This window comes from Streptomyces sp. NPDC056061, from assembly GCF_042266885.1.
Classification (GTDB): Bacteria; Actinomycetota; Actinomycetes; order Streptomycetales; family Streptomycetaceae; genus Streptomyces.
Genome location: NZ_JBHJWQ010000045.1, coordinates 1 through 18,298, shown reverse-complemented (window position 1 = coordinate 18,298; position 18,298 = coordinate 1). Strand labels below are relative to the sequence as shown.

The 18,298-nt window shown below is 70.7% G+C and carries 16 protein-coding genes, 1 pseudogene and 1 riboswitch; of the genes and pseudogenes, 9 read left to right on the top strand and 8 right to left on the bottom strand.

All coding sequences use genetic code 11. The features are described from left to right. Positions 1–137: 137 nt before the first annotated feature. Positions 138–416, bottom strand: a complete 279-nt coding sequence (locus tag ACFC79_RS35300; RefSeq protein WP_376248978.1) for a MoaD/ThiS family protein — start codon at positions 414–416, stop codon at positions 138–140. A 32-nt stretch (positions 417–448) separates the two neighbouring features. Beyond that, on the bottom strand, positions 449–1,771 hold the full coding sequence (thrC, locus tag ACFC79_RS35295; RefSeq protein ID WP_376248977.1) for a threonine synthase: 1,323 nt from the start codon (positions 1,769–1,771) through the stop codon (positions 449–451). A gap of 18 nt (positions 1,772–1,789) precedes the next feature. After that, positions 1,790–1,917: riboswitch (SAM riboswitch) on the bottom strand. A gap of 153 nt (positions 1,918–2,070) precedes the next feature. Between thrC and ACFC79_RS35290 the strand changes: the two genes are divergently transcribed. Both ACFC79_RS35290 and ACFC79_RS35285 read left to right on the top strand, forming a co-directional pair. After that, on the top strand, positions 2,071–3,081 hold the full coding sequence (locus tag ACFC79_RS35290; protein ID WP_376248975.1) for a glucosyl-3-phosphoglycerate synthase: 1,011 nt from the start codon (positions 2,071–2,073) through the stop codon (positions 3,079–3,081). Between the two features lie 142 nt (positions 3,082–3,223). After that, positions 3,224–4,636, top strand: a complete 1,413-nt coding sequence (locus tag ACFC79_RS35285; RefSeq protein ID WP_376248974.1) for a trehalose-6-phosphate synthase — start codon at positions 3,224–3,226, stop codon at positions 4,634–4,636. Positions 4,637–4,667: 31 nt separating this feature from the next. On the opposite strand, the gene ACFC79_RS35280 is transcribed toward ACFC79_RS35285, so the two are convergent. The 3 genes from ACFC79_RS35280 to otsB are packed head-to-tail and all read right to left on the bottom strand — an operon-like array spanning position 4,668 to position 8,764. Continuing rightward, positions 4,668–7,409: a KGGVGR-motif variant AAA ATPase gene (locus tag ACFC79_RS35280; protein ID WP_376248973.1), complete on the bottom strand. Its 2,742-nt coding sequence runs from the start codon at positions 7,407–7,409 to the stop codon at positions 4,668–4,670. Between the two features lie 2 nt (positions 7,410–7,411). Further along, the gene (locus tag ACFC79_RS35275) at positions 7,412–7,855 is read right to left on the bottom strand and encodes a hypothetical protein (protein WP_376248972.1); all 444 of its coding nucleotides are present in this window, start codon (positions 7,853–7,855) and stop codon (positions 7,412–7,414) included. Between the two features lie 30 nt (positions 7,856–7,885). Beyond that, entirely contained in the window at positions 7,886–8,764 is an 879-nt protein-coding gene (gene otsB / locus ACFC79_RS35270; RefSeq protein WP_376248970.1) for a trehalose-phosphatase, read from the bottom strand. Positions 8,765–9,068: 304 nt separating this feature from the next. Between otsB and ACFC79_RS35265 the strand changes: the two genes are divergently transcribed. The 3 genes from ACFC79_RS35265 to ACFC79_RS35255 all read left to right on the top strand — a co-directional run bounded on the left by ACFC79_RS35265 (position 9,069) and on the right by ACFC79_RS35255 (position 10,983). Next, positions 9,069–9,947, top strand: coding sequence for a helix-turn-helix transcriptional regulator (locus ACFC79_RS35265; protein WP_376248968.1), 879 nt, complete (start codon positions 9,069–9,071; stop codon positions 9,945–9,947). Further along, a complete protein-coding gene (locus tag ACFC79_RS35260) occupies positions 9,904–10,245 on the top strand; it encodes a DUF397 domain-containing protein (RefSeq protein WP_376248967.1) in 342 nt (113 codons plus the stop codon). Before ACFC79_RS35265 ends, ACFC79_RS35260 begins: the two co-directional genes overlap by 44 nt. A 453-nt stretch (positions 10,246–10,698) precedes the next feature. Continuing rightward, on the top strand, positions 10,699–10,983 hold the full coding sequence (locus ACFC79_RS35255) for a DUF4333 domain-containing protein (protein WP_376248965.1): 285 nt from the start codon (positions 10,699–10,701) through the stop codon (positions 10,981–10,983). A gap of 46 nt (positions 10,984–11,029) precedes the next feature. On the opposite strand, the gene ACFC79_RS35250 is transcribed toward ACFC79_RS35255, so the two are convergent. The 3 genes and pseudogenes from ACFC79_RS35250 to ACFC79_RS35240 all read right to left on the bottom strand — a co-directional run bounded on the left by ACFC79_RS35250 (position 11,030) and on the right by ACFC79_RS35240 (position 13,242). Beyond that, positions 11,030–11,392, bottom strand: coding sequence for a DUF3263 domain-containing protein (locus ACFC79_RS35250; protein ID WP_376248963.1), 363 nt, complete (start codon positions 11,390–11,392; stop codon positions 11,030–11,032). A gap of 188 nt (positions 11,393–11,580) precedes the next feature. Next, positions 11,581–11,859: pseudogene (locus ACFC79_RS35245) on the bottom strand (DUF664 domain-containing protein); the annotation flags it as partial. Positions 11,860–11,988: 129 nt separating this feature from the next. Further along, on the bottom strand, positions 11,989–13,242 hold the full coding sequence (locus tag ACFC79_RS35240; protein WP_376249010.1) for an ABC transporter substrate-binding protein: 1,254 nt from the start codon (positions 13,240–13,242) through the stop codon (positions 11,989–11,991). A gap of 568 nt (positions 13,243–13,810) precedes the next feature. Between ACFC79_RS35240 and ACFC79_RS35235 the strand changes: the two genes are divergently transcribed. The 4 genes from ACFC79_RS35235 (at position 13,811) to ACFC79_RS35220 (ending at position 18,231) form a co-directional block, all read left to right on the top strand. Beyond that, positions 13,811–14,743, top strand: coding sequence for an ROK family protein (locus ACFC79_RS35235; protein WP_376248961.1), 933 nt, complete (start codon positions 13,811–13,813; stop codon positions 14,741–14,743). Next, complete coding sequence (gene nagA, locus ACFC79_RS35230) at positions 14,743–15,897, top strand: N-acetylglucosamine-6-phosphate deacetylase (protein ID WP_376248960.1); 1,155 nt, start codon at positions 14,743–14,745, stop codon at positions 15,895–15,897. Before ACFC79_RS35235 ends, nagA begins: the two co-directional genes overlap by 1 nt. 243 nt (positions 15,898–16,140) lie before the next feature. After that, entirely contained in the window at positions 16,141–17,247 is a 1,107-nt protein-coding gene (locus ACFC79_RS35225; protein ID WP_376248958.1) for a 1-phosphofructokinase family hexose kinase, read from the top strand. A 135-nt stretch (positions 17,248–17,382) separates the two neighbouring features. Next, positions 17,383–18,231 carry a ketose-bisphosphate aldolase gene (locus tag ACFC79_RS35220; protein WP_376248956.1) on the top strand — a complete coding sequence of 283 codons (849 nt, stop codon included), beginning with the start codon at positions 17,383–17,385 and terminating at the stop codon, positions 18,229–18,231. The last annotated feature ends 67 nt before the right edge of the window (positions 18,232–18,298 follow it).

Genomic DNA, 18,298 nt, shown 5'->3' with positions numbered 1-18,298 from the left:
CACGCGAAGCTGGGGGGACTTCCCACACTCTACCGCGCTCAACCATGCAGAATTGCCCCCTCCGTTTGTTCCGGAGAGGGCAATTCGATAACGCGGTGAAACTGCCGGACGGCCGCCGGACGGAGGATCGGAGGGGGTCAGCAGCCGCCCGCGACGGCGGGGATGATCGAGATGCCGGCACCGTCCGGCGTCGCCGTCTCCAGCCCGTTCTCGAAGCGCACGTCGTCGTCGTTGACGTACACGTTCACGAAGCGGCGCAGCTTGCCCTGGTCGTCCAGGACCCGGGCGGCGATGCCGGGGTGGTTCTGCTCCAGGGAGGAGATGACCTGGGAGAGGTTCTCGCCCTCGGCCGGCACCTCGGCCCGGCCGCCGGTGTAGGTGCGGAGAATGGTGGGGATACGGACCTTGACGCTCATGGCGGATGCCTTTCTTCGGTCTCGGTAGGGGCTCAGACGGAGGCGAGGCCGGCGGCGCGGAACGCGTCCAGGCTCGGGCGGATCGTCGCGGTCGCCTGGGAGGTGGCGGCCACCGCGTCCAGCGTCTTGAGGCCGTCGCCGGTGTTGAGGACGACGGTCGTCAGCGACGGGTCGAGCACGCCGTTCTCGATCAGCTTCTTCGTCACACCGACCGTCACCCCGCCCGCAGTCTCGGCGAAGATACCCTCGGTGCGCGCCAGCAGCTTGATCGCGTCGACGACCTGTTCGTCGTCGACGTCCTCGACCGCGCCGCCGGTGCGGCGGGCGATGTCCAGGACGTAGGGGCCGTCGGCCGGGTTGCCGATCGCCAGGGACTTGGCGATGGTGTTCGGCTTCTGGGGCCGCACGACGTCGAGACCGGCCTTGAACGCGGTGGAGACCGGGGAGCAGCCCTCGGCCTGGGCGCCGAAGATCTTGTACGGCTTGTCCTCGACCAGGCCCAGCTTGATCAGCTCCTGGAGCCCCTTGTCGATCTTCGTCAGCTGCGAGCCGGACGCGATCGGGATGACGATCTGGTCGGGCAGCCGCCAGCCGAGCTGCTCGCAGATCTCGTACGCCAGGGTCTTGGAGCCCTCGCCGTAGTACGGGCGGAGGTTGACGTTGACGAAGCCCCAGCCCTCGCCGAGCGGGTCGCCGATGAGCTCCGAGCAGAACCGGTTGACGTCGTCGTAGTTGCCCTCGATGCCGACCAGCTCACCGCCGTACACCGCGGCCATGACGACCTTGCCCTGCTCCAGGTCGTGCGGGATGAACACGCAGGAGCGGAAGCCGGCGCGGGCGGCGGCGGCGCCCACCGCACCGGCAAGGTTGCCGGTGGAGGAGCAGGACAGGGTGGTGAAGCCGAAGGCGCGGGCCGCCTCGACGGCGATGGCGACGACGCGGTCCTTGAAGGAGTGGGTCGGGTTGCCGGAGTCGTCCTTGACGTACAGGCCGCCGGTGACGCCCAGCTCGCGGGCCAGGTTGTCGGCCTTGACCAGTTTGGTGAAGCCGGGGTTGGTGTTGGGCTTGTCCGCGACGTCGGCGGGGACCGGCAGCAGCGGCGCGTAGCGCCAGATGCTGTTCGGCCCGGCCTCGATGCGCTTCCTCAGCTCCTCGGGGGAACCGGTCGGCAGGTCGTACGCCACTTCGAGCGGCCCGAAACAGGACGCGCAGGCGAAAATGGGGCCGAGTTCGAACCGCTCGCCGCATTCGCGGCAGGAAAGCGCTGCGGCGGCACCGAGATCGACGGGGGAATCGCCTGCGACAGGGGCATCGGCGGAAGAAGCGGTATTCGCTGCGGCGGTCTGCACGGCCATGATGGCGGAGGCCCTTTCTCCTCATCTTCCTTGCGGCGCGTTTCGCCGCAAGCCGGAATTGGCACCTTCCCCACCGTGACCTCGCGGTCGGCAGGAGGGTTGCCGGGACGTCAACGGGCCGTTCCCTCAGTCCCTCTGGATGAGCGCTGTGGCACTGGATCAATGGTCCAGGCGTTTGTCGGCGGACCGACCCCGACATGCGACGGTCGTCCGCGTTGTTCAAGACTGTAACCGAAGCCCCGGACTGTTGAGATAGTCGTCCGAACCGCGAGATGGATCACATACAGGGAGTATCGACCGTGCTGGAAGAGGTCGAACGCTGGCTGACCAGGCGTTCCTGGTCAGCCGCCGACCGCCCGCTGGACCGCCTCCTGGCGGCCAAGGCCAAGGACCCGCGGCGCGGAAGCGTGAGCGTCGTCCTGCCTGCGCTGAACGAGGAGGCGACCGTCGGCGAGATCGTCACGACGATCCGGCGCGAGCTGATGGAGAAGGTCCGGCTGGTCGACGAACTCGTGGTGATCGATTCCGGCTCCACGGACAACACCTCGAAGGTCGCCCGGGAAGCCGGCGCCCGGGTGGTGCACCGGGACGACATACTCCCGCGCATACCCACCGTGCCCGGCAAGGGCGAGGTGCTGTGGCGGTCACTGCTGGTGACCGGCGGCGACATCGTCTGCTTCATCGACGCGGACCTGAGGGATTTCTCGGCGGACTTCGTCTCCGGCATCGTCGGCCCGCTGCTGACCGACCCGGAGGTGCAGTTCGTCAAGGCGATGTACGACCGGCCGTTCGGCGACACCCCCGAAGGCGGTTCCGAGGGCGGTCCCAAAGGCCCTTCCGGTCTCGCCACCGGCCGGGCCGCCGCCCAGGGCGGTCGCGTCACCGAACTGGTGGCCCGCCCGCTGCTCAATCTGCACTGGCCGCGGCTCGCCGGTTTCGTCCAGCCGCTCGGCGGCGAGTACGCCGCACGCCGCTCCCTGCTGGAGCAGCTGCCCTTCCCCGTCGGGTACGGGGTGGAGCTGGGCCTCCTCGTCGACGCCCTGCACACGGTCGGCCTGGACGCGCTCGGCCAGGTCGACGTGGGGGTGCGCAAACACCGCCACCAGGACGGCCAGGCGCTCGGCCGAATGGCCGCGACGATCTACCGGACCGCCCAACTCCGCCTGTCTCGCGGGCACTTGGTGCGCCCCTCGCTGACCCAGTTCGAGCGCGGCGACCACGGATTCGTGCCGCGCACCCACCCGGTCGACACCGAGGAGCGGCCCCCGATGCGGGAGATCGAGGAGTACGTCGCCCACCACGCCGCGTGACCCCGCGGGCCGCCGCGCCACCTGCCCCCGCCGGGCGCCGCCCGGCGTGACCCCCTCGGGCGTCCGCCATCGGGCCGGGCCCGCCGGGCGTGGCCCGGCTTCGCGCGTTTGGGCGGTTCGTGATCGGGCTAGGTTCCGCAACATGGTCTCCGAGCACGCAGCCCAGCCCGACGCCCGGCCCCGGACCCGGCCCGCCGCGCAGGTCCTCGTCGCCTCCAACCGCGGCCCGGTGTCGTACACCCTCGCCACGGACGGTTCGCTCGACGCCAGGCGGGGCGGGGGCGGGCTCGTCTCGGGACTGAGCGCGGTCGACGACAAGCTCTGGGTGTGCGCCGCGCTCGGCGACGGGGACCGGGAGGCGGTCCGGCGCGGGGTCGGCGAACCGGGCGTGCGGATGCTCGACATCGACGCCGCCGTCCACGCGGACGCGTACAACGGCATCGCGAACTCGGTGCTCTGGTTCGTCCACCACATGCTCTACCAGACCCCGCTGGAGCCGGTCTTCGACGCGGAGTTCCGGCGGCAGTGGGCGTCGTTCGAGACGTACAACCGGGCCTTCGCCGAGGCCCTCGCCGAGGAGGCCGGGCGGGGAGCGGCGGTACTGGTGCAGGACTACCACCTGTCGCTGGTGCCCGGCATGCTCCGCGCGCTCCGCCCCGACCTGCGGATCGGCCACTTCTCGCACACCCCATGGGCCCCCGTCGACTACTTCCGCCTGCTCCCCGACGACATCGCGGAACAACTGCTGCGCGGCATCCTGGGCGCCGACCGGGCCGCCTTCCTCACCCGTCGCTGGGCGGACGCCTTCACCGGCTGCTGCGCGGAGATCCTGGGCGGCACCGGGGACACCCGGATCGGGGTGCACGGACTCGGCGCGGACGCGGACTTCCTGCGCCGGCGCGCGCACGAGGCGGACGTGGACGAGCGGATGGCGGCACTGCGCGAGCAGATCGGCCCCGGACGGCGGACAATCGTCCGGGTGGACCGCACGGAACTGTCCAAGAACATCGTGCGCGGCCTGTTCGCGTACCGTGCGCTCCTCGACGAGCGGCCCGAATGGCGCGAGCGCGTCGTCCACGTCGCCTTCGCCTACCCCTCCCGGCAGGACCTCGCCGTGTACCGCGACTACACCGCCGAGGTCCGGCAGGTCGCCGACGACATCAACGAGGTGTACGGCACGACTGCCTGGACCCCGGTCGTCCTGCACGTCAAGGACGACTTCGCCCGCTCGCTCGCCGCGTACCGGCTGGCCGACGTGGCCCTCGTCAACCCGATCCGCGACGGCATGAACCTGGTCGCCAAGGAGATCCCGGTCGTCTCGGACCACGGCTGCGCCCTGGTGCTGTCCCGGGAGGCGGGCGCGTACGAGGAGCTGGGCAGCGACGCGCTGGTGGTGAACCCGTACGACGTGTCCGCGACGGCCGAGGCACTGCACGAGGCCCTGACCATGGCGGACGACGAACGGTCCGCGCGCACGGAACGCCTGGCCGCGGCGGCGGTCGCGCTGCCGCCGCAGCAGTGGTTCCTGGACCAGCTGGACGCCCTGCGGGACTGACGGGCGCCCGGCAGAGTCGCGCGACAGGCTCTCAGCCCCGCACCACCCGAGCCCGTCCCTTGGTCCGGAAGCCAAGTGCGTGCCTATAGATCTCCGGCAGCCGGTAACGCCCGTCGTTGTCCCTGGCCAGGGCTCCGGCCTCCTCCAACGTCACGATGTCATTGGCATCGAGACCCACAGCCTCCGCCTCGAAGGGCATCATCACCTCGTCGGCTCTGGAACCGACCGACCGCAGAAGGTTCCCGAGACTCGGATTCTCCTGCTGCAGCTCCTTCAGCTTCTCGGTGCTGCCCCGCACCAGCGCCGAGCGCAGCGCGGACGGGCTCAGCAGCCGGTCCTTCCAGTCCTCGTCGTTCATGGACAGCTCCGCCGCGTCCCGAAGGAAGCGAACGACGTCACGGGCCTGTACCTGCTCGTTGAAGTCGGCAAGAGCGGCAGGGATCCACCGCTCGGTCCATGCCTCCCGTGAGTTGTCCCGGCCGAGCTTCGCGCCCCAGACCGGAATCAGGGCCTGCGACACGGCGTCCGGGGCCATCAGAGCCAGCTCCCCCTCCGGTTGGAGGACCGCATCGGCCGTTGTCGCCACCCAGAGCGCGAGACGCAACGCCTCGTGCGCGTCCCAGCGCAGTTCGTAGGGGTCGTACCGGTCGAGGAATTGGCCGACGTTCTGCCGCAGCGAGTACCGGACCAGGTCCTTGCGGGCGAAGATCACCAATCCGAGTCGCCGACTGCGCATCATGCGGAACCAGTCCGGAACATCCGTGAACAGCGCGCGCAACGCAATGCGCTTGGCCTGTGCATCGGATTCGAGGTCCTGGAAGAAGTCCTCCAGCCCGTCGAACACGAAGAGGACGGGGTTCGAGAGGTTGCGGCGCATCAGCACGTTCTCCGCGTCCGCGTCCAGTGCGTGGGGCCCGTCGGCCGCCACGGCCATGCAGCGCAGCCAAGTAGCGCTCCAGAACCGCTGGTCCTCGCGGTACTCGCTGTTCAGCGCGTCCTGGAGAAGCGAACGAATGTCGTCCGGACGTGCGCCTTGCCCCCCGGCCGAACGGTCCCGCAGCGTCTGCGGTCCCTCGGGCGAAGCGCCGGAGCCGTACTGGTCCATGTTTCCCGGGTCGAGCACGGGGACCACTGGTGCGTCGGCCTGGACCGACTCCTGTGCGTGTTCGGCGAAGGCAGTCCATCGCCCCGCCGCGCACAGACGTGCGTAGGTGAAGGTCTTCCCCGCGCCCTTCGCACCGACGACTACCGTCACCGGCAAATTCGTGCGGTGGTCGCCCACCAACCGGCGCAGAGGCTCCGTCGACAGGAACCCGAGACCGCTGTCGAGACCGCTCCGCTCCGCGAAGACCAAGGAGCGTGCTCTCTCGTAAAGAGCCCCCCTGCGCTCCTCCAGGCTGCCTTCGCCCTCCGGCGGAAGCGCCCCGGCCACCAAGGACACCGGAACTTCCGGGACCAGCTTCCCCACCAGTTCGCCCACCCCGCACCGCCGTACGACATCGATCACGTCGTCCCAGCTACGGGGCAGCGCGAGCAGTTCCTCACGGAACGGGCTGAGCAGCGGCTCCGCCCGGACGAATGCGTCGACACCACCGGTGTCGGCCGCATCGGCTTCACCGCTCTCCAGGCCCTGCGACTGCCCCTGGTACCTGGCGGTGAAGCATTCCAGCGACGCCGTCAGGCGCGCCTTGGCCTGCTCCGCCTCCGCCGTGTGGGCGTCGAGCCGGTACTGGGTCACGACGGCCGCCGGGGACGGGTCCCGCCCCTCCACGCAGGGAGCCTTGTTGCCGAGCTGGCAGATGAGGTGTTCCGTCCCCTCAAGGGACTGGCTGCTCAACGTCGTGACGAACACGCGCTGTATCCGCGGGTCCAGCAATACGGGGGCGGACAGTTCCGAGGCACCGGCACGAAGGTCGACGAGAACGGTGTCCAGACCTGCCGCCGCGGCGAGTTCGGCCAGCGACTCGGTCAGGAAGTGGGCCGGACGGTCCTTCGTGATCAGGTGGGCGGGCTCGATGCGGGGCGGGCCCAGCCGGACCCTCCTGCTCGCCGGCAGAACGACAAGGGTGCCTCCGCCACGATGGCGCGCCACCTCCTGGTTCGCCAGGTAGGGGGCGGCAATGGCAATCGCCTCCTGCTGGCCTCCTCGCGGCGTACCGTGCAGCAGCGCGAGCACGTCTTCGTAGGCGACGTCGCACGCTCCGCCCTGCGCCTGGTACATCCAGGTGATGCCGGGGGCTTCCAGATCCCCGTCCACGAGCAGGACCCGCCGTCCGCGCCGTGCCAGTTCATCGGCCAGCGCGACGGCGTGAACGGTGCGTCCCGCTCCTCCTTTGAACGAGTGAAAGGCCAGCATCTGCACGTCGGAAGCAAACGAATCCTGCGCGGGCCGCTGCATGAAGTCGGCCAGATCGGCGGTGATGCGCCGTTCCATCAGCCGCGGGTCTCGACGGCTGCGCACGTACTCCGTGTCGGCGACCAGCGTCACCGGCAGGCCGGTCGTTTCCATCCCGGCCGGACGGTCCAGCGCGAGGACCAACTCCCCGGGGTCACCGAGGGCCGACCCCGTACCGAATACCTTGTCCAGCCATCGGCGGACATCCGCCTCCCCGGCACCGGCGCGAACCGTCAGCTCCAGGCCGTCCCACCAGGCATCGGCCTCCACCAGCCAGTCCGGCCAATGTCCCGCCGCCGCCTCGATGGACAGACGCTCGTCGACATCGACCCAGGTGAACAGATTCACTGCCTCGGCAGCCCGGTAGCCTTCCACCATCGTTACTCCACTCCCGTCCTGGACCCCGCGATCAACGTACGCAGTGCCCTCAGCGCCCGCGCTTCATCCTCCGGATTCAGGTCCGCGCCGTACCGCCACGCCTGGTGAAGACTCGGCGGATCAACGGGAGCGGGCTGTCCGGTCCCATGCCCGGTACCGCCGCGCACGGCCTTCCGCCGACAGGGAGTCAGCCCTGTCTGGGTCGGAGCGGACAACCGCAGTTCCTTCGCCAGCGCGCGCAGATCGTGGTTGCGCAGGTGACCGGGGAGCTGGGAGGTGTCCCGGCTCCCGTTCATGGCCAGGATCTCGGCCTTGAGCCCGCATTCCGCGCTGTAGAAGAGCATCAGCCCGGCCGTCTGCGGATCGCCTTCGGCCTGCGCCGCCTCGCCCCTGCGCTCCAGCCTGTCCCGGCTCCTTCGTAACTGCCTCACCCCGACGTCCACCATGGTCGGAAATCTTACTGACCCGGTGACGGCTCAGAGGCGTTCGGCAAGGGCCGCCAGGTAGCGGACGACGGCGGGCGGCCCGTCCAGCAGCAGGTCGGCCCGTTCCGCCAACTCGGTGACCTCGGCGCTGCCGCTGCACACCAGCAGGCCGGGGATGCCGTCGGGTCCCTCGGAGCGAAGCCTCTCGACGGCGGCGTACGCGGCGAGGTCGCCGAGGTCGTCGCCCGCGTACAGGACGGACTCGGCGTCCGCCTCCCGCAGGTACCGCGTGAGCGCCACGCCCTTGTCCATGCCCGGCGGGCGCAGTTCCAGGACCAGTCGGCCGGGCTCGACGACCAGCCCGTGCCGGGCGGCGAGTTCGCCGAGCGGTTCGCGCAACGCCTCGAAGGCACCCTGCGGGTCGGCGGCGCGGCGGGTGTGGACGGCGAGCGCCCTGCCCTTCTCCTCGATCCAGGTGCCCTGCCAGGCGCCGAACCGGTCGAGCACGCCCGGCAGTTCGGCGCGGACGGCGGCCACGCCGGGGTGCGGGGCCGGGGCGTGGACGGTACCGGTGACGGCGTCCCAGCGTTCGGCGCCGTAGTGCCCGAGGACGACGAGGTGATCCAGCCCCGGCACCCCGGCGAAGCCCCCGTACCGGACCGCGACACCGGCCGGGCGGCCCGTTATCACGGCGACGGAGGCGACTTTCGGGGCGAGCGCGGCCAGCGCGGCGACGGCCCCGGGGTGGGCACGCGCCCGATCGGGGTCCGGGACGATGTCGGCGAGCGTGCCGTCGAAGTCGAGCGCGACGACGGCACGGTCCGGGCGCGCGAGGATCGCGGCAAGGGCCTCTCGGCCGGACGCGGTGGTGGGAGTGGGGAACTCGGACGGGGTCTCGCTCGGCGCGGATGCGTGCGGGTTGCTGCCCATGGGGCGAGCCTATAGCGGCGGGGCGGGGCAGGGCGGGTACGGCGAGGATGGTCTCCGTGCGATACGTCCGTGCCTCCCGGCGGAGGCCGGAGCCCAGGGTGCCGATGTGCGGGGCGTCGAGGCCCCGGCGCGGAGAACGACGGGTCCGGAGTGCCGGTGTGCCACGCGCCCTTCCTCGTGCACGGGCAGTCCACGTCCACCTTTCGTTGCCTGCTGTGACGAACACCTCACGCAACGCCGCGCGGCGTTCTACCGTCAAAGGGTTTTCCGCTCCCGCACCGCACGGCGTGAAAGGTGATCAAGCGTGGCTACGCGCAAGGAGATCGACGGCTCGGCAGGCGTCCCGCAGTTCTACGGCAAGGAACTCCGCTACCAAAGGGAGAAGGCCGGGCTGACCCTGGAGAAGCTGGTCGAGGGCAGCTTCTACGGCATCACGTTCCTCAGCGAGATCGAGCACGGCAACCGCCGCATCCCCCTCAGGCTCGCCCAGCACGCCGACCGGGTGCTCGGCACGGACGGCTACTTCGTACGGAACTGCGACGACGTACGGAAGGCGAGGCGCAAGGGGCACGCGGAGTACTTCGAACGAGTGCTGGAGGAGGAGAAGCGCGCCCAGGTCATCGAGCAGTGGTCACCGACGGTCTTCCCGGGACTGCTCCAGACTGGGGCATACGCACACGCCCTGTTCCGTGCCGAGCGAACGCCGGAGCTGCCGGAAGAGATCGATGCGAAGGTTGACGCGCGTCTGGAACGTGCTCAGCTCTTCGAGGAGAGCCATCGGACCCCGCAGTACTGGAACATCCTGCACGAATCCCTGCTGCGGCTGCCGATCCTTCCGCCGCAGGAGATGGCCGAGCAGCTCGACCACATCGCCGCCCTCATCAGGCGCGGCCGGATCTTCACGCAGATCCTTCCGTGGAACTCGGGGGCTCACGCCCTCATGCTGGGAAACGCCATGGTGCTGGACTTCGCGGACGCGCCGCCGCTCTTCTACACGGAGAGCCAGCACCACGGACACACCATCGACGAACCGGCGCTCGTGAAGCAGTATCGGAGGTCCTACGATCTGCTCAGGGCCGCAGCCTTGCCGCCGGGTGCGTCCCTCACCATGATCGAGAAAGCGGCAGAGGACTACCGAAATGGCCTACAGCCGACTCGACTTGACCATCGCGACCTGGCGTAAAAGCAGCTACAGCAACACATCCGGGGGCGACTGCCTCGAAGTCGCCCAGGAGTTCGCTCACTGGCGCAGGAGCAGCCACAGCAACACCTCGGGCGGCAACTGCCTCGAAGTCGCCCAGGGCTTCGCCCCCTGGCGCAAGAGCAGTCACAGCAACCCCTCCGGGGGCAACTGCCTCGAAGTCGCGGACGGCGCCCCCGGCCTCGTCCCCGTCCGCGACTCCAAGCGCCCGGAAGGGCCTGCGCTGGTCATCACCGCTTCCGCCTGGACCCCGTTCGTCGAGTCCGTCAAGGCGGACTGAGCGGCATCGCCCGAGCGGGGTCGATCAGGCTCGGGCGACAACGCACGGAACGGTGGGGCCGTGGGCGGAGGTTCGGCTACCGGAAGTGGCCGACGGCCTCCGTCTCCTTCTCCGCCTGCGCCGCCGGAGCCGGAGAGCTGCCCATGCGGCAGACGGGAATTGCGGCGTGAGGAGGTATCACTCCTTGCGCCGGCCCCCGGAGCGTCGGCGTGCTGCCGGGGTCACTCATGGAGTTGATGGGCGACCGAACGCACCACGGTCGGCACGCCGAGTCGCACGATCGGTCGAGCCTCCCCGTCACAATCACCACCTGTTCGGTCAACATCTGCTCCTAGAAGCGGAGTTGGCGCCTCGCAATCGCTCCCCCGGCTTGGCCGGGACCACTTGTAACAGCGGTCACAGGAGCGGTAGGAAACTCGCATGACCGAGCACGGTTAGTTCGCCCGCACCCTCGTGGGGTTCTCGTCCGTCGTCGTTGCCACCCGTGCCGTCGTGGTGACGGTCAAAGTGCCCAGCGGCCACCCGCCGCGTCTGCTCGACCAGGAGGCGATGGAGCGCCAGGTCGCGGCCACCGCGCACGGGGACAGCAACATGTCCAGGGACGGGGTGAACTGCCCCACTGCCGTGGAGGCCAAGAAGGGCAACACATTCAAGTGCAGTGTGATAGGCCGCGACGTGGCGTATGTCAAGGTCGAAGTCGTCGACGACCAAGGCAACCTCAGCATGGACAAGATATGACCCCGCGCCGGGGCGGCGCCGCTCCGGGTGCTCCGGCGCGGGTCGGTCAGCGGCGTCCGCGGCGCGCGTCCCGGACGCGACGCAGGCGGTTCACCGTCACCGGGTCCTCCTCCAGAGCGCGGCGGTCGTCGAGGAGCGCGTTCAGGATCTGGTAGTAGCGGGTGGGCGAGATCCCGAGCTGTTCGCGGATCGCCCGTTCCTTCGCCCCGGGACCGGTCCACGAGCGCCGCTCGACGGCGAGCACGGCGCGGTCCCGGTCGGAGAGGCCGGCGGCCGGGGAGACCGGGTCTGCCGGGCCCGACGGGACGACCTGCTCGGCCGGGGCATCGGTGTCGGACGCCGGGCCGTCGGAGCCGTGTGCCCGGTCGTGGGGGTCCTGGTCGTCGGGGTCGCGGGCGGGGGTGCTCATATCAGCCAACCTATCGCCCGGCCGGAGGACCGCCACCGGGCGACCGGAAGGCTCGCGCGATGCCCGTGCGCGGGTGAGGGGATCGCGGCACAGCCCCGGGGCGAATCGGCACCGGGTTCCTGGCGGCTTCATCGCACAGGGCCTTGACCAGGACTTCGCGTTCCGCCGTCACACCCGTGTCGCATCGCTCAAGCCTTGATCGGTGCGGCCGACCTGGCGGCCTGCTCGATCTTCGCGCAGTGGGCTGCACGGGCTTCCTCGTCGATCTGCTTCTCGTGTGCGGCGCGCAACCCGGTCCGGCCGTCGAGGCCCTCGCGGGGGATATCGGCGTGCCCGGCATGCCGGATGGACTCGCCGAGGACATGGACCATGACGGCGAACAGGTTCGTGTTGGGATAGGGCTCCAGCCATCACTGCACGCGGCCGGGGGCGTCGAGGAGAAGCTCGTTGCTCGTCGCGTCCGAGTGGGCGACGTCCCTGATCGCCCGGGGCGTCGCCCACGGGGCCGCATGGCCGGTGCCGGGCTGGTCGTCGACGTCATGCGCGGCCGGAGCCGCTCGGACTGGCCTCCTCCTGGCCGATTGCCGGGCGGGACGTCACTCCGCCGCCTCCGCCGCCTCCGTGTCGCGCGCAATGCGGCCCAGTACGTTCGCGGGGCTCCCGCCGGGATCGACCGCCTTGCCGATGTTCTTCTTGATCGACTCGCTGGTCCGGGCCCAGGACGTCTTGTTGTACGGATAGAACTCCGCGTCGGGCAGCGCGGCCAGGAACTTCCGCAGCGGCTTGTGCTCGGTGTCGGACTCCATCGACTCGGAGGCGCTGTTGGTGACCGGCAGCAGGTCGTACGCGTCGACGAAGTCGATGACGTTCCTGTCGGTGAACAGGTACTCCAGGAACTTGCCCGTCTGCACCCGGTGGCCGCGTTGCTTGAAGCCCATGATCCAGTCGGCGACGCCCATCGGGCCCCGGCCGTTCCCGTCGATGCCGGGCAGCGGCACCATGCCGACGGAGACCCCGTTCTTCCTCGCCTCCCGCATCAGCGTCGGGTGACCGTTCAGCATGCCGACATCGCCGCGCGTGAACGCCTCGAACGCCTTCGCCCGGTCGAGCGAGCCGGGCGCGACGGGTCCCACGAGCCGCTTCTCGACAAGGTTCTTCTTCAGCCAGTCGAACGTGTCGATGTTCTCGGCCGAGTCCATCTCGTACGAACCGGAGTCGTCGATGTAGCCGCCGCCTCCGCTCAGCAGCCACATCATGGTCTCGCCCTGCGCCTCCTCGGGGCCGAGCGGCAGCGCGAAGGGGTACTTCACCCCGCGTTCCTTGAGGGCCTCTGCGTCCTCGCGGATGTCGTCCCAGGTCTCCGGGGCGCCCAGCCCCGCCTCGGTGAACAGGTCCTTGTTGTAGAAGAGCAGCCGGGTGCTGGCGACGAACGGCACTCCGTACTGGATCCGGTCCACACTGCCCGCGTCGGTCAGGCGCGGCAGGAAGTTGGCCTGAGTGCGGATGGACAGCAGTTCGTCGGCACGGTAGAGCTTCCCGGCCTTCGCGTAGTCGGCGTACGAGCCGATCTGGGCGATGTCGGGGGCCTGCCCCTTCTTGACCATCGCGGCGACCTCGCGATCGATGTCGTTCCACGAATAGACGCTGACGTCGACCTTGATGCCGGGATGGGACGCCTCGAAGCTCCTCGCGAGGCCGTCCCAGTACTTCTCGGAGCTGTTGGCCGGACCGATTCCGTAGTCCGCCGCGACGAGCCGGAGTGTGACGTCCCCCGAGTCACCGCTGCCACCGCCGCATCCCGCGAGCACTGCCGTCAGTCCCAGCGCGGCCACAGCCGCGGTCCGTCTCAAGTAGCGCTGCCGCACAGCCCAGTCCGATCTCGTGGAGCCCTCCGGATGAGCAGCGATCCTCCCCGGTCGTCCGTCGAAGGTCTACACCAAAGACCTATCGCTTTCGCAACGAGCCCGCGCCCGCGCCCGGTTGATCCGCCGGGGCGCCGCCGTGACCTGCGCCGACGCCCAACCGATGGGAAATGCTGGGAGCTTCACCATCGGGCCGTCGTCCGGCCGCCGATCCGCGCCCAGTGGTCCGGACCGGCACCGCCGCCCCTGCCATGCCCTTCCGGGCGCGGGGCCGGGACACGCGGGGCCGGGACACGCCAGGTCGGGACATGCCAGGTCGGGACATGCCAGGTCGGGACATGCCAGGTCGGGACACGCCGGGGCCCGCTCGGCCCGGCAGTCGTCGGAGGAAGCCCCGGCAGTCGCCGGATGGCGGCCCAGGCGGCCTCGGGGGCCGTCCGGCAACGCCCCGGGGAAGGGCGTGCGAACATCCTGCGGACACGATTTTGTATAGAACCGCAACAAACCGACAGAGTGGACTAGACCTATCGGGGTCACTCGGGCGAGACTGTTTCCCGTGAAACACGTCATCGCCCTCGATGTGGGCGGCACCGGAATGAAGGCCGCACTGGTCGGGGCCGACGGCACCTTGCTGCACGAGGCGCGACGGGCCACCGGCAGGGAGCGCGGCCCCGAGGCCGTCGTGGAGTCCATCCTCACCTTCGCCGCGGACCTGCGGGCGTACGGCGAGCAGCACCTCGGCGAGAGCGCCCGGGCGGCCGGTGTCGCCGTGCCCGGCATCGTCGACGCCGACAACGGGATCGCGGTCTACGCCTCGAACCTGGGCTGGCGGGACGTGCCCATGCGGCGTCTGCTCGGCGAACGGCTCGGCGGCGTCCCCGTGGCGCTCGGCCACGACGTACGCACCGGCGGGCTCGCGGAGGGCCGGATCGGTGCGGGCAAGGGCGCCGATCGTTTCCTCTTCATACCGCTGGGCACCGGCATCGCCGGGGCCATCGGCATCACCGGCACCATCGAGGCCGGGGCGCACGGCTACGCGGGCGAGATCGGCCACATCGTGGTCCGCCCGGACGGGCCCGACTGCGGTTGCGGCCAGCGCGGCTGTCTGGAGACCCTGGCGTCGGCCTCCGCGGTGACCCGGGACTGGGCAGCAGCCTCCGGAGACCCGACGGCGGACGCGGCGGACTGCGCGAAGGCCGTCGAGTCGGGGGACCCGGCGGCCCTGGAGGTCTGGCGGAACGCCGTCGACGCGCTGGCCGCCGGACTGGTCACCGCCCTGACGCTGCTCGACCCCCGCATGCTGATCATCGGTGGCGGGCTCGCCGAGGCGGGGGAAACCCTGTTCACACCACTGCGTGCGGCCGTCGAGGAACGCGTCACGTTCCAGAAGCTGCCCCGCATCGTCCCGGCAGCCCTCGGGGACACCGCCGGATGCCTGGGCGCGGGGCTGCTCGCCTGGGACCTACTCGACACGGAGGTATCCGTCTGATGGCCGGAAGCGCAGACAGCACAGTTCTCGCAGGTGCCCGGGTAGTGCTTCCCACCGGGACGATCGAGAACGGCCGGGTGATCGTCGAGGACTCCCGGATCGCCGGTTCGGCCCCGGAGGACGCCCTGTCCGTCGACTTGAGCGGTCACTGGCTGGTCCCGGGCTTCGTCGACATGCACAACCACGGCGGTGGCGGCGCGTCCTTCACGTCCGGCACCGTGGACGAGGTTCTCACCGGCATCCGCACCCACCGCGAGCACGGCACCACCACGCTGGTCGCCTCCACGGTCACCGGCGAGATGGACTTCCTCGCCCACCGGGCCGGCGTCCTGTCGGAACTCGTCGAGCAGGGCGATCTGGCCGGCATCCACTTCGAGGGTCCGTTCATCTCCCCGTGCCGCAAGGGCGCGCACAGCGAGGACCTGTTGCGGGACCCGGACCCCGCCGAGGTCCGCAAGCTGATGGACGCGGCGCGCGGCACGGCGAAGATGTTCACCCTGGCCACCGAACTCCCCGGAGGCATCGATTCGGTGCGGCTGCTGGCCGAGCACGGTGTCATCGCCGCGATCGGCCACACCGACGCCACGTACGAGCAGACCGTCGCGGCGATCGACGCGGGCGCCACCGTCGCCACGCACCTGTACAACGCGATGCCGCCGCTCGCCCACCGTGCCCCCGGCCCGATCGCCGCGCTCCTGGAGGACGAGCGGGTCACCGTCGAGCTGATCAACGACGGTACGCACCTGCACCCGGCCGCCCTGGAGCTGGCGTACCACCACGCGGGCGCCCACCGCGTCGCGCTGATCACCGACGCCATGGACGCGGCAGGCTTCGGCGACGGCCGCTACCAGCTCGGCCCGCTCGCGGTCGAGGTCAAGGACGGCGTGGCACGACTTGTCGAGGGCAACTCGATCGCGGGCTCCACGCTCACCCTGGACACCGCGTTCCACCGGGCCGTGACCATCGACCGGATCCCGGTCGAGGACGTCGTGCAGTCCATCTCCGCCAACCCGGCCCGGCTGCTCGGCGTGTACGACCGGGTCGGCTCGCTGGAGCCGGGGAAGGACGCCGACCTGGTGGTCCTGGACGCCGACTTCCGGCTCAAGGGCGTCATGCGCAAGGGCGAATGGATCATCGAGCCGCAGATCGGCTGATTCGCCCGGTTGTACACGGATCAATTGATTCACCCGGTTACGTGAAGATTCCACCCCTTTATTGACGGTGAGTCGAATACGTAACGAAGAGACGGCGGTTGGTCCGGAGGTCTGGGCCGACCGCCGTCTCTTTGACATGATCGTCCCGGAAACGGGCGGCAGGTACGCCCGGCAACAGGCAGAGAAAGCGCGTTCCATCCCGAGGGTTCGCGCTCCAGAGCAGGGATCGAGGGAGCGGCCGCGGTGATCCTCACGGTCACACTGAATACGGCACTCGACCTGACGTACGGCGTCCCGGAACTCGTCCCGCACGCCAGCCACCGCGTCAGCGACATCTCCGAGCGCCCCGGCGGCAAGGGCCTCAACGTGGCCCGGGTCCTCTCCGCGCTCGGCCACGAGACGGTGGTCACCGGCTTCGCCGGCGGCTCCACCGGAACGGTGCTGCGCGAACTGCTGGCCGGTCTCTCACCGCAGGACACCCGATCGCGGAACACGGAACCGGGCGCCCCCGAGGCGGACGTCCCACGGACCGGACCCCGGACCGGCGCCACCGGCACCTCCCCGGAGGGGCAGGACGACCGCGCGATACCCGCCGACGCCGCCCCCGCCCCGCACGCCTCCTCCGCCGCTCGTTCCGCCCCGGCCCCGATCACCGACGCCCTCGTCACCGTCGCCGGGAACACGCGTCGCACGATCGCCGTCGTCGACCGGACCACCGGCGACACCACCCAGCTCAACGAACCCGGCCCGCTCGTCAGCGCCGACGAGTGGTCCGCCTTCCTCGTCCGATACCGGGAACTCCTCGCCGGGGCCGACGCCGTCGCCCTCTGCGGCAGCCTGCCGCCCGGCATCCACGTCGGCGCCTACGCCGAACTGGTCCGTCCGGCCCGCGCGGCCGGCGTCCCGGTGCTCCTGGACACCAGCGGCGAGCCGCTGCGCCGCGGCATCGCCGCCCGCCCCGACCTGATCAAGCCGAACGCCGACGAACTCGCCCAGCTCACCGGCTCCCGCGACCCGCTGCGCGCCACCCGCGACGCCCGTCGCCGGGGCGCGCACGGGGTCGTCGCGTCGCTGGGTCCGGACGGCATGCTCGCGGTCACCCCGGACGGCGTCTGGCGGGCGTCCCCGCCGGACAGGGTCCGGGGCAACCCGACCGGAGCGGGTGACTCCGCGGTGGCCGGTCTGCTGTCCGGCCTCGTCGAGGGGCTGGCCTGGCCGGACCGGCTGCGGCGGGCGGTGGCGCTGTCGGCGGCGACGGTGCTCTCCCCGACGGCCGGTGACTTCGACCGGACGGCGTACGAGGAGCTGCTGCCGCGCGTGGACGTCGAGGAACACCGCCCGGCGGCCTGAGAGCCCACCGGATGAGCCACCACCCGCAACCGGCCCGCCCGGTCATCCGTACCGGACCGCCAGGTCCACCCGCACCGGCCCCACCGGCCGCCGAGGCCGGGCGAGCCGTTCAGCACAGAAGCAACAGAGGTCAGCATGCCGCTCGTCAGTACCGGTGAACTCGTCTCCGCCGCCCAGGCCGAGGGACGCGGAATCGCCGCCTTCAACGTCATCACGCTGGAGCACGCGGAAGCCATCGCAGCCGGCGCGGAACGCGCCGGAGCCCCCGCCATCCTGCAGATCTCCGAAAACGCCGTGAAGTTCCACGGCGGCCGGCTCTCCCCCGTCGCCGCCGCCGCTGCCGCCGTCGCCCGTGCCTCCGACGCCCCGCTCGCGCTCCACCTCGACCACGTCGAGTCCGTGGACCTGCTGCACCGGGCGGAGGCCGAGGGCTTCGGCTCGGTGATGTTCGACGCCTCCAAGCTCGGTTACGAGGAGAACGTGCGGGTCACCGCCGAAGCGGTGGCCTGGGGCCGGGAGCGCGGCATCTGGATCGAGGCCGAGCTCGGCAAGGTCGGCGGCAAGGAGGGCGAGCCCCCGCTCGACGCCCACGCCCCCGGCGTACGCACCGACCCGGCCGAGGCCGCCGCGTACGTCCGCGACACCGGTGTGGACGCGCTCGCCGTCGCGGTCGGCTCCTCGCACGCCATGACCGAACGCACCGCCGCCCTGGACCACGAGCTGGTCGGTCGACTGCGCGACGCGGTCCCGGTCCCCCTGGTGCTGCACGGCTCCAGCGGTGTCCCGGACGACGAGATCCGCCGGGCCGTCGCCTCCGGCATGGTCAAGATCAATGTGGGCACGGCGTTGAACACCGCCTTCACCGGCGCGGTACGCGCGTACCTGGCCGGGGACACCAAGGGCGTGGACCCGAGGAAGTACATCGCTCCGGGGCGCGAGGCGATGGCCGCGACCGTGGCGGGCTTCCTGGCCCTGATGGGCTGACCGGCGCTCCGGGCCGGACACGACGGGAGAGGGGCCCGTTGCCGCACACCCGAGGGTGCGCGGCAAC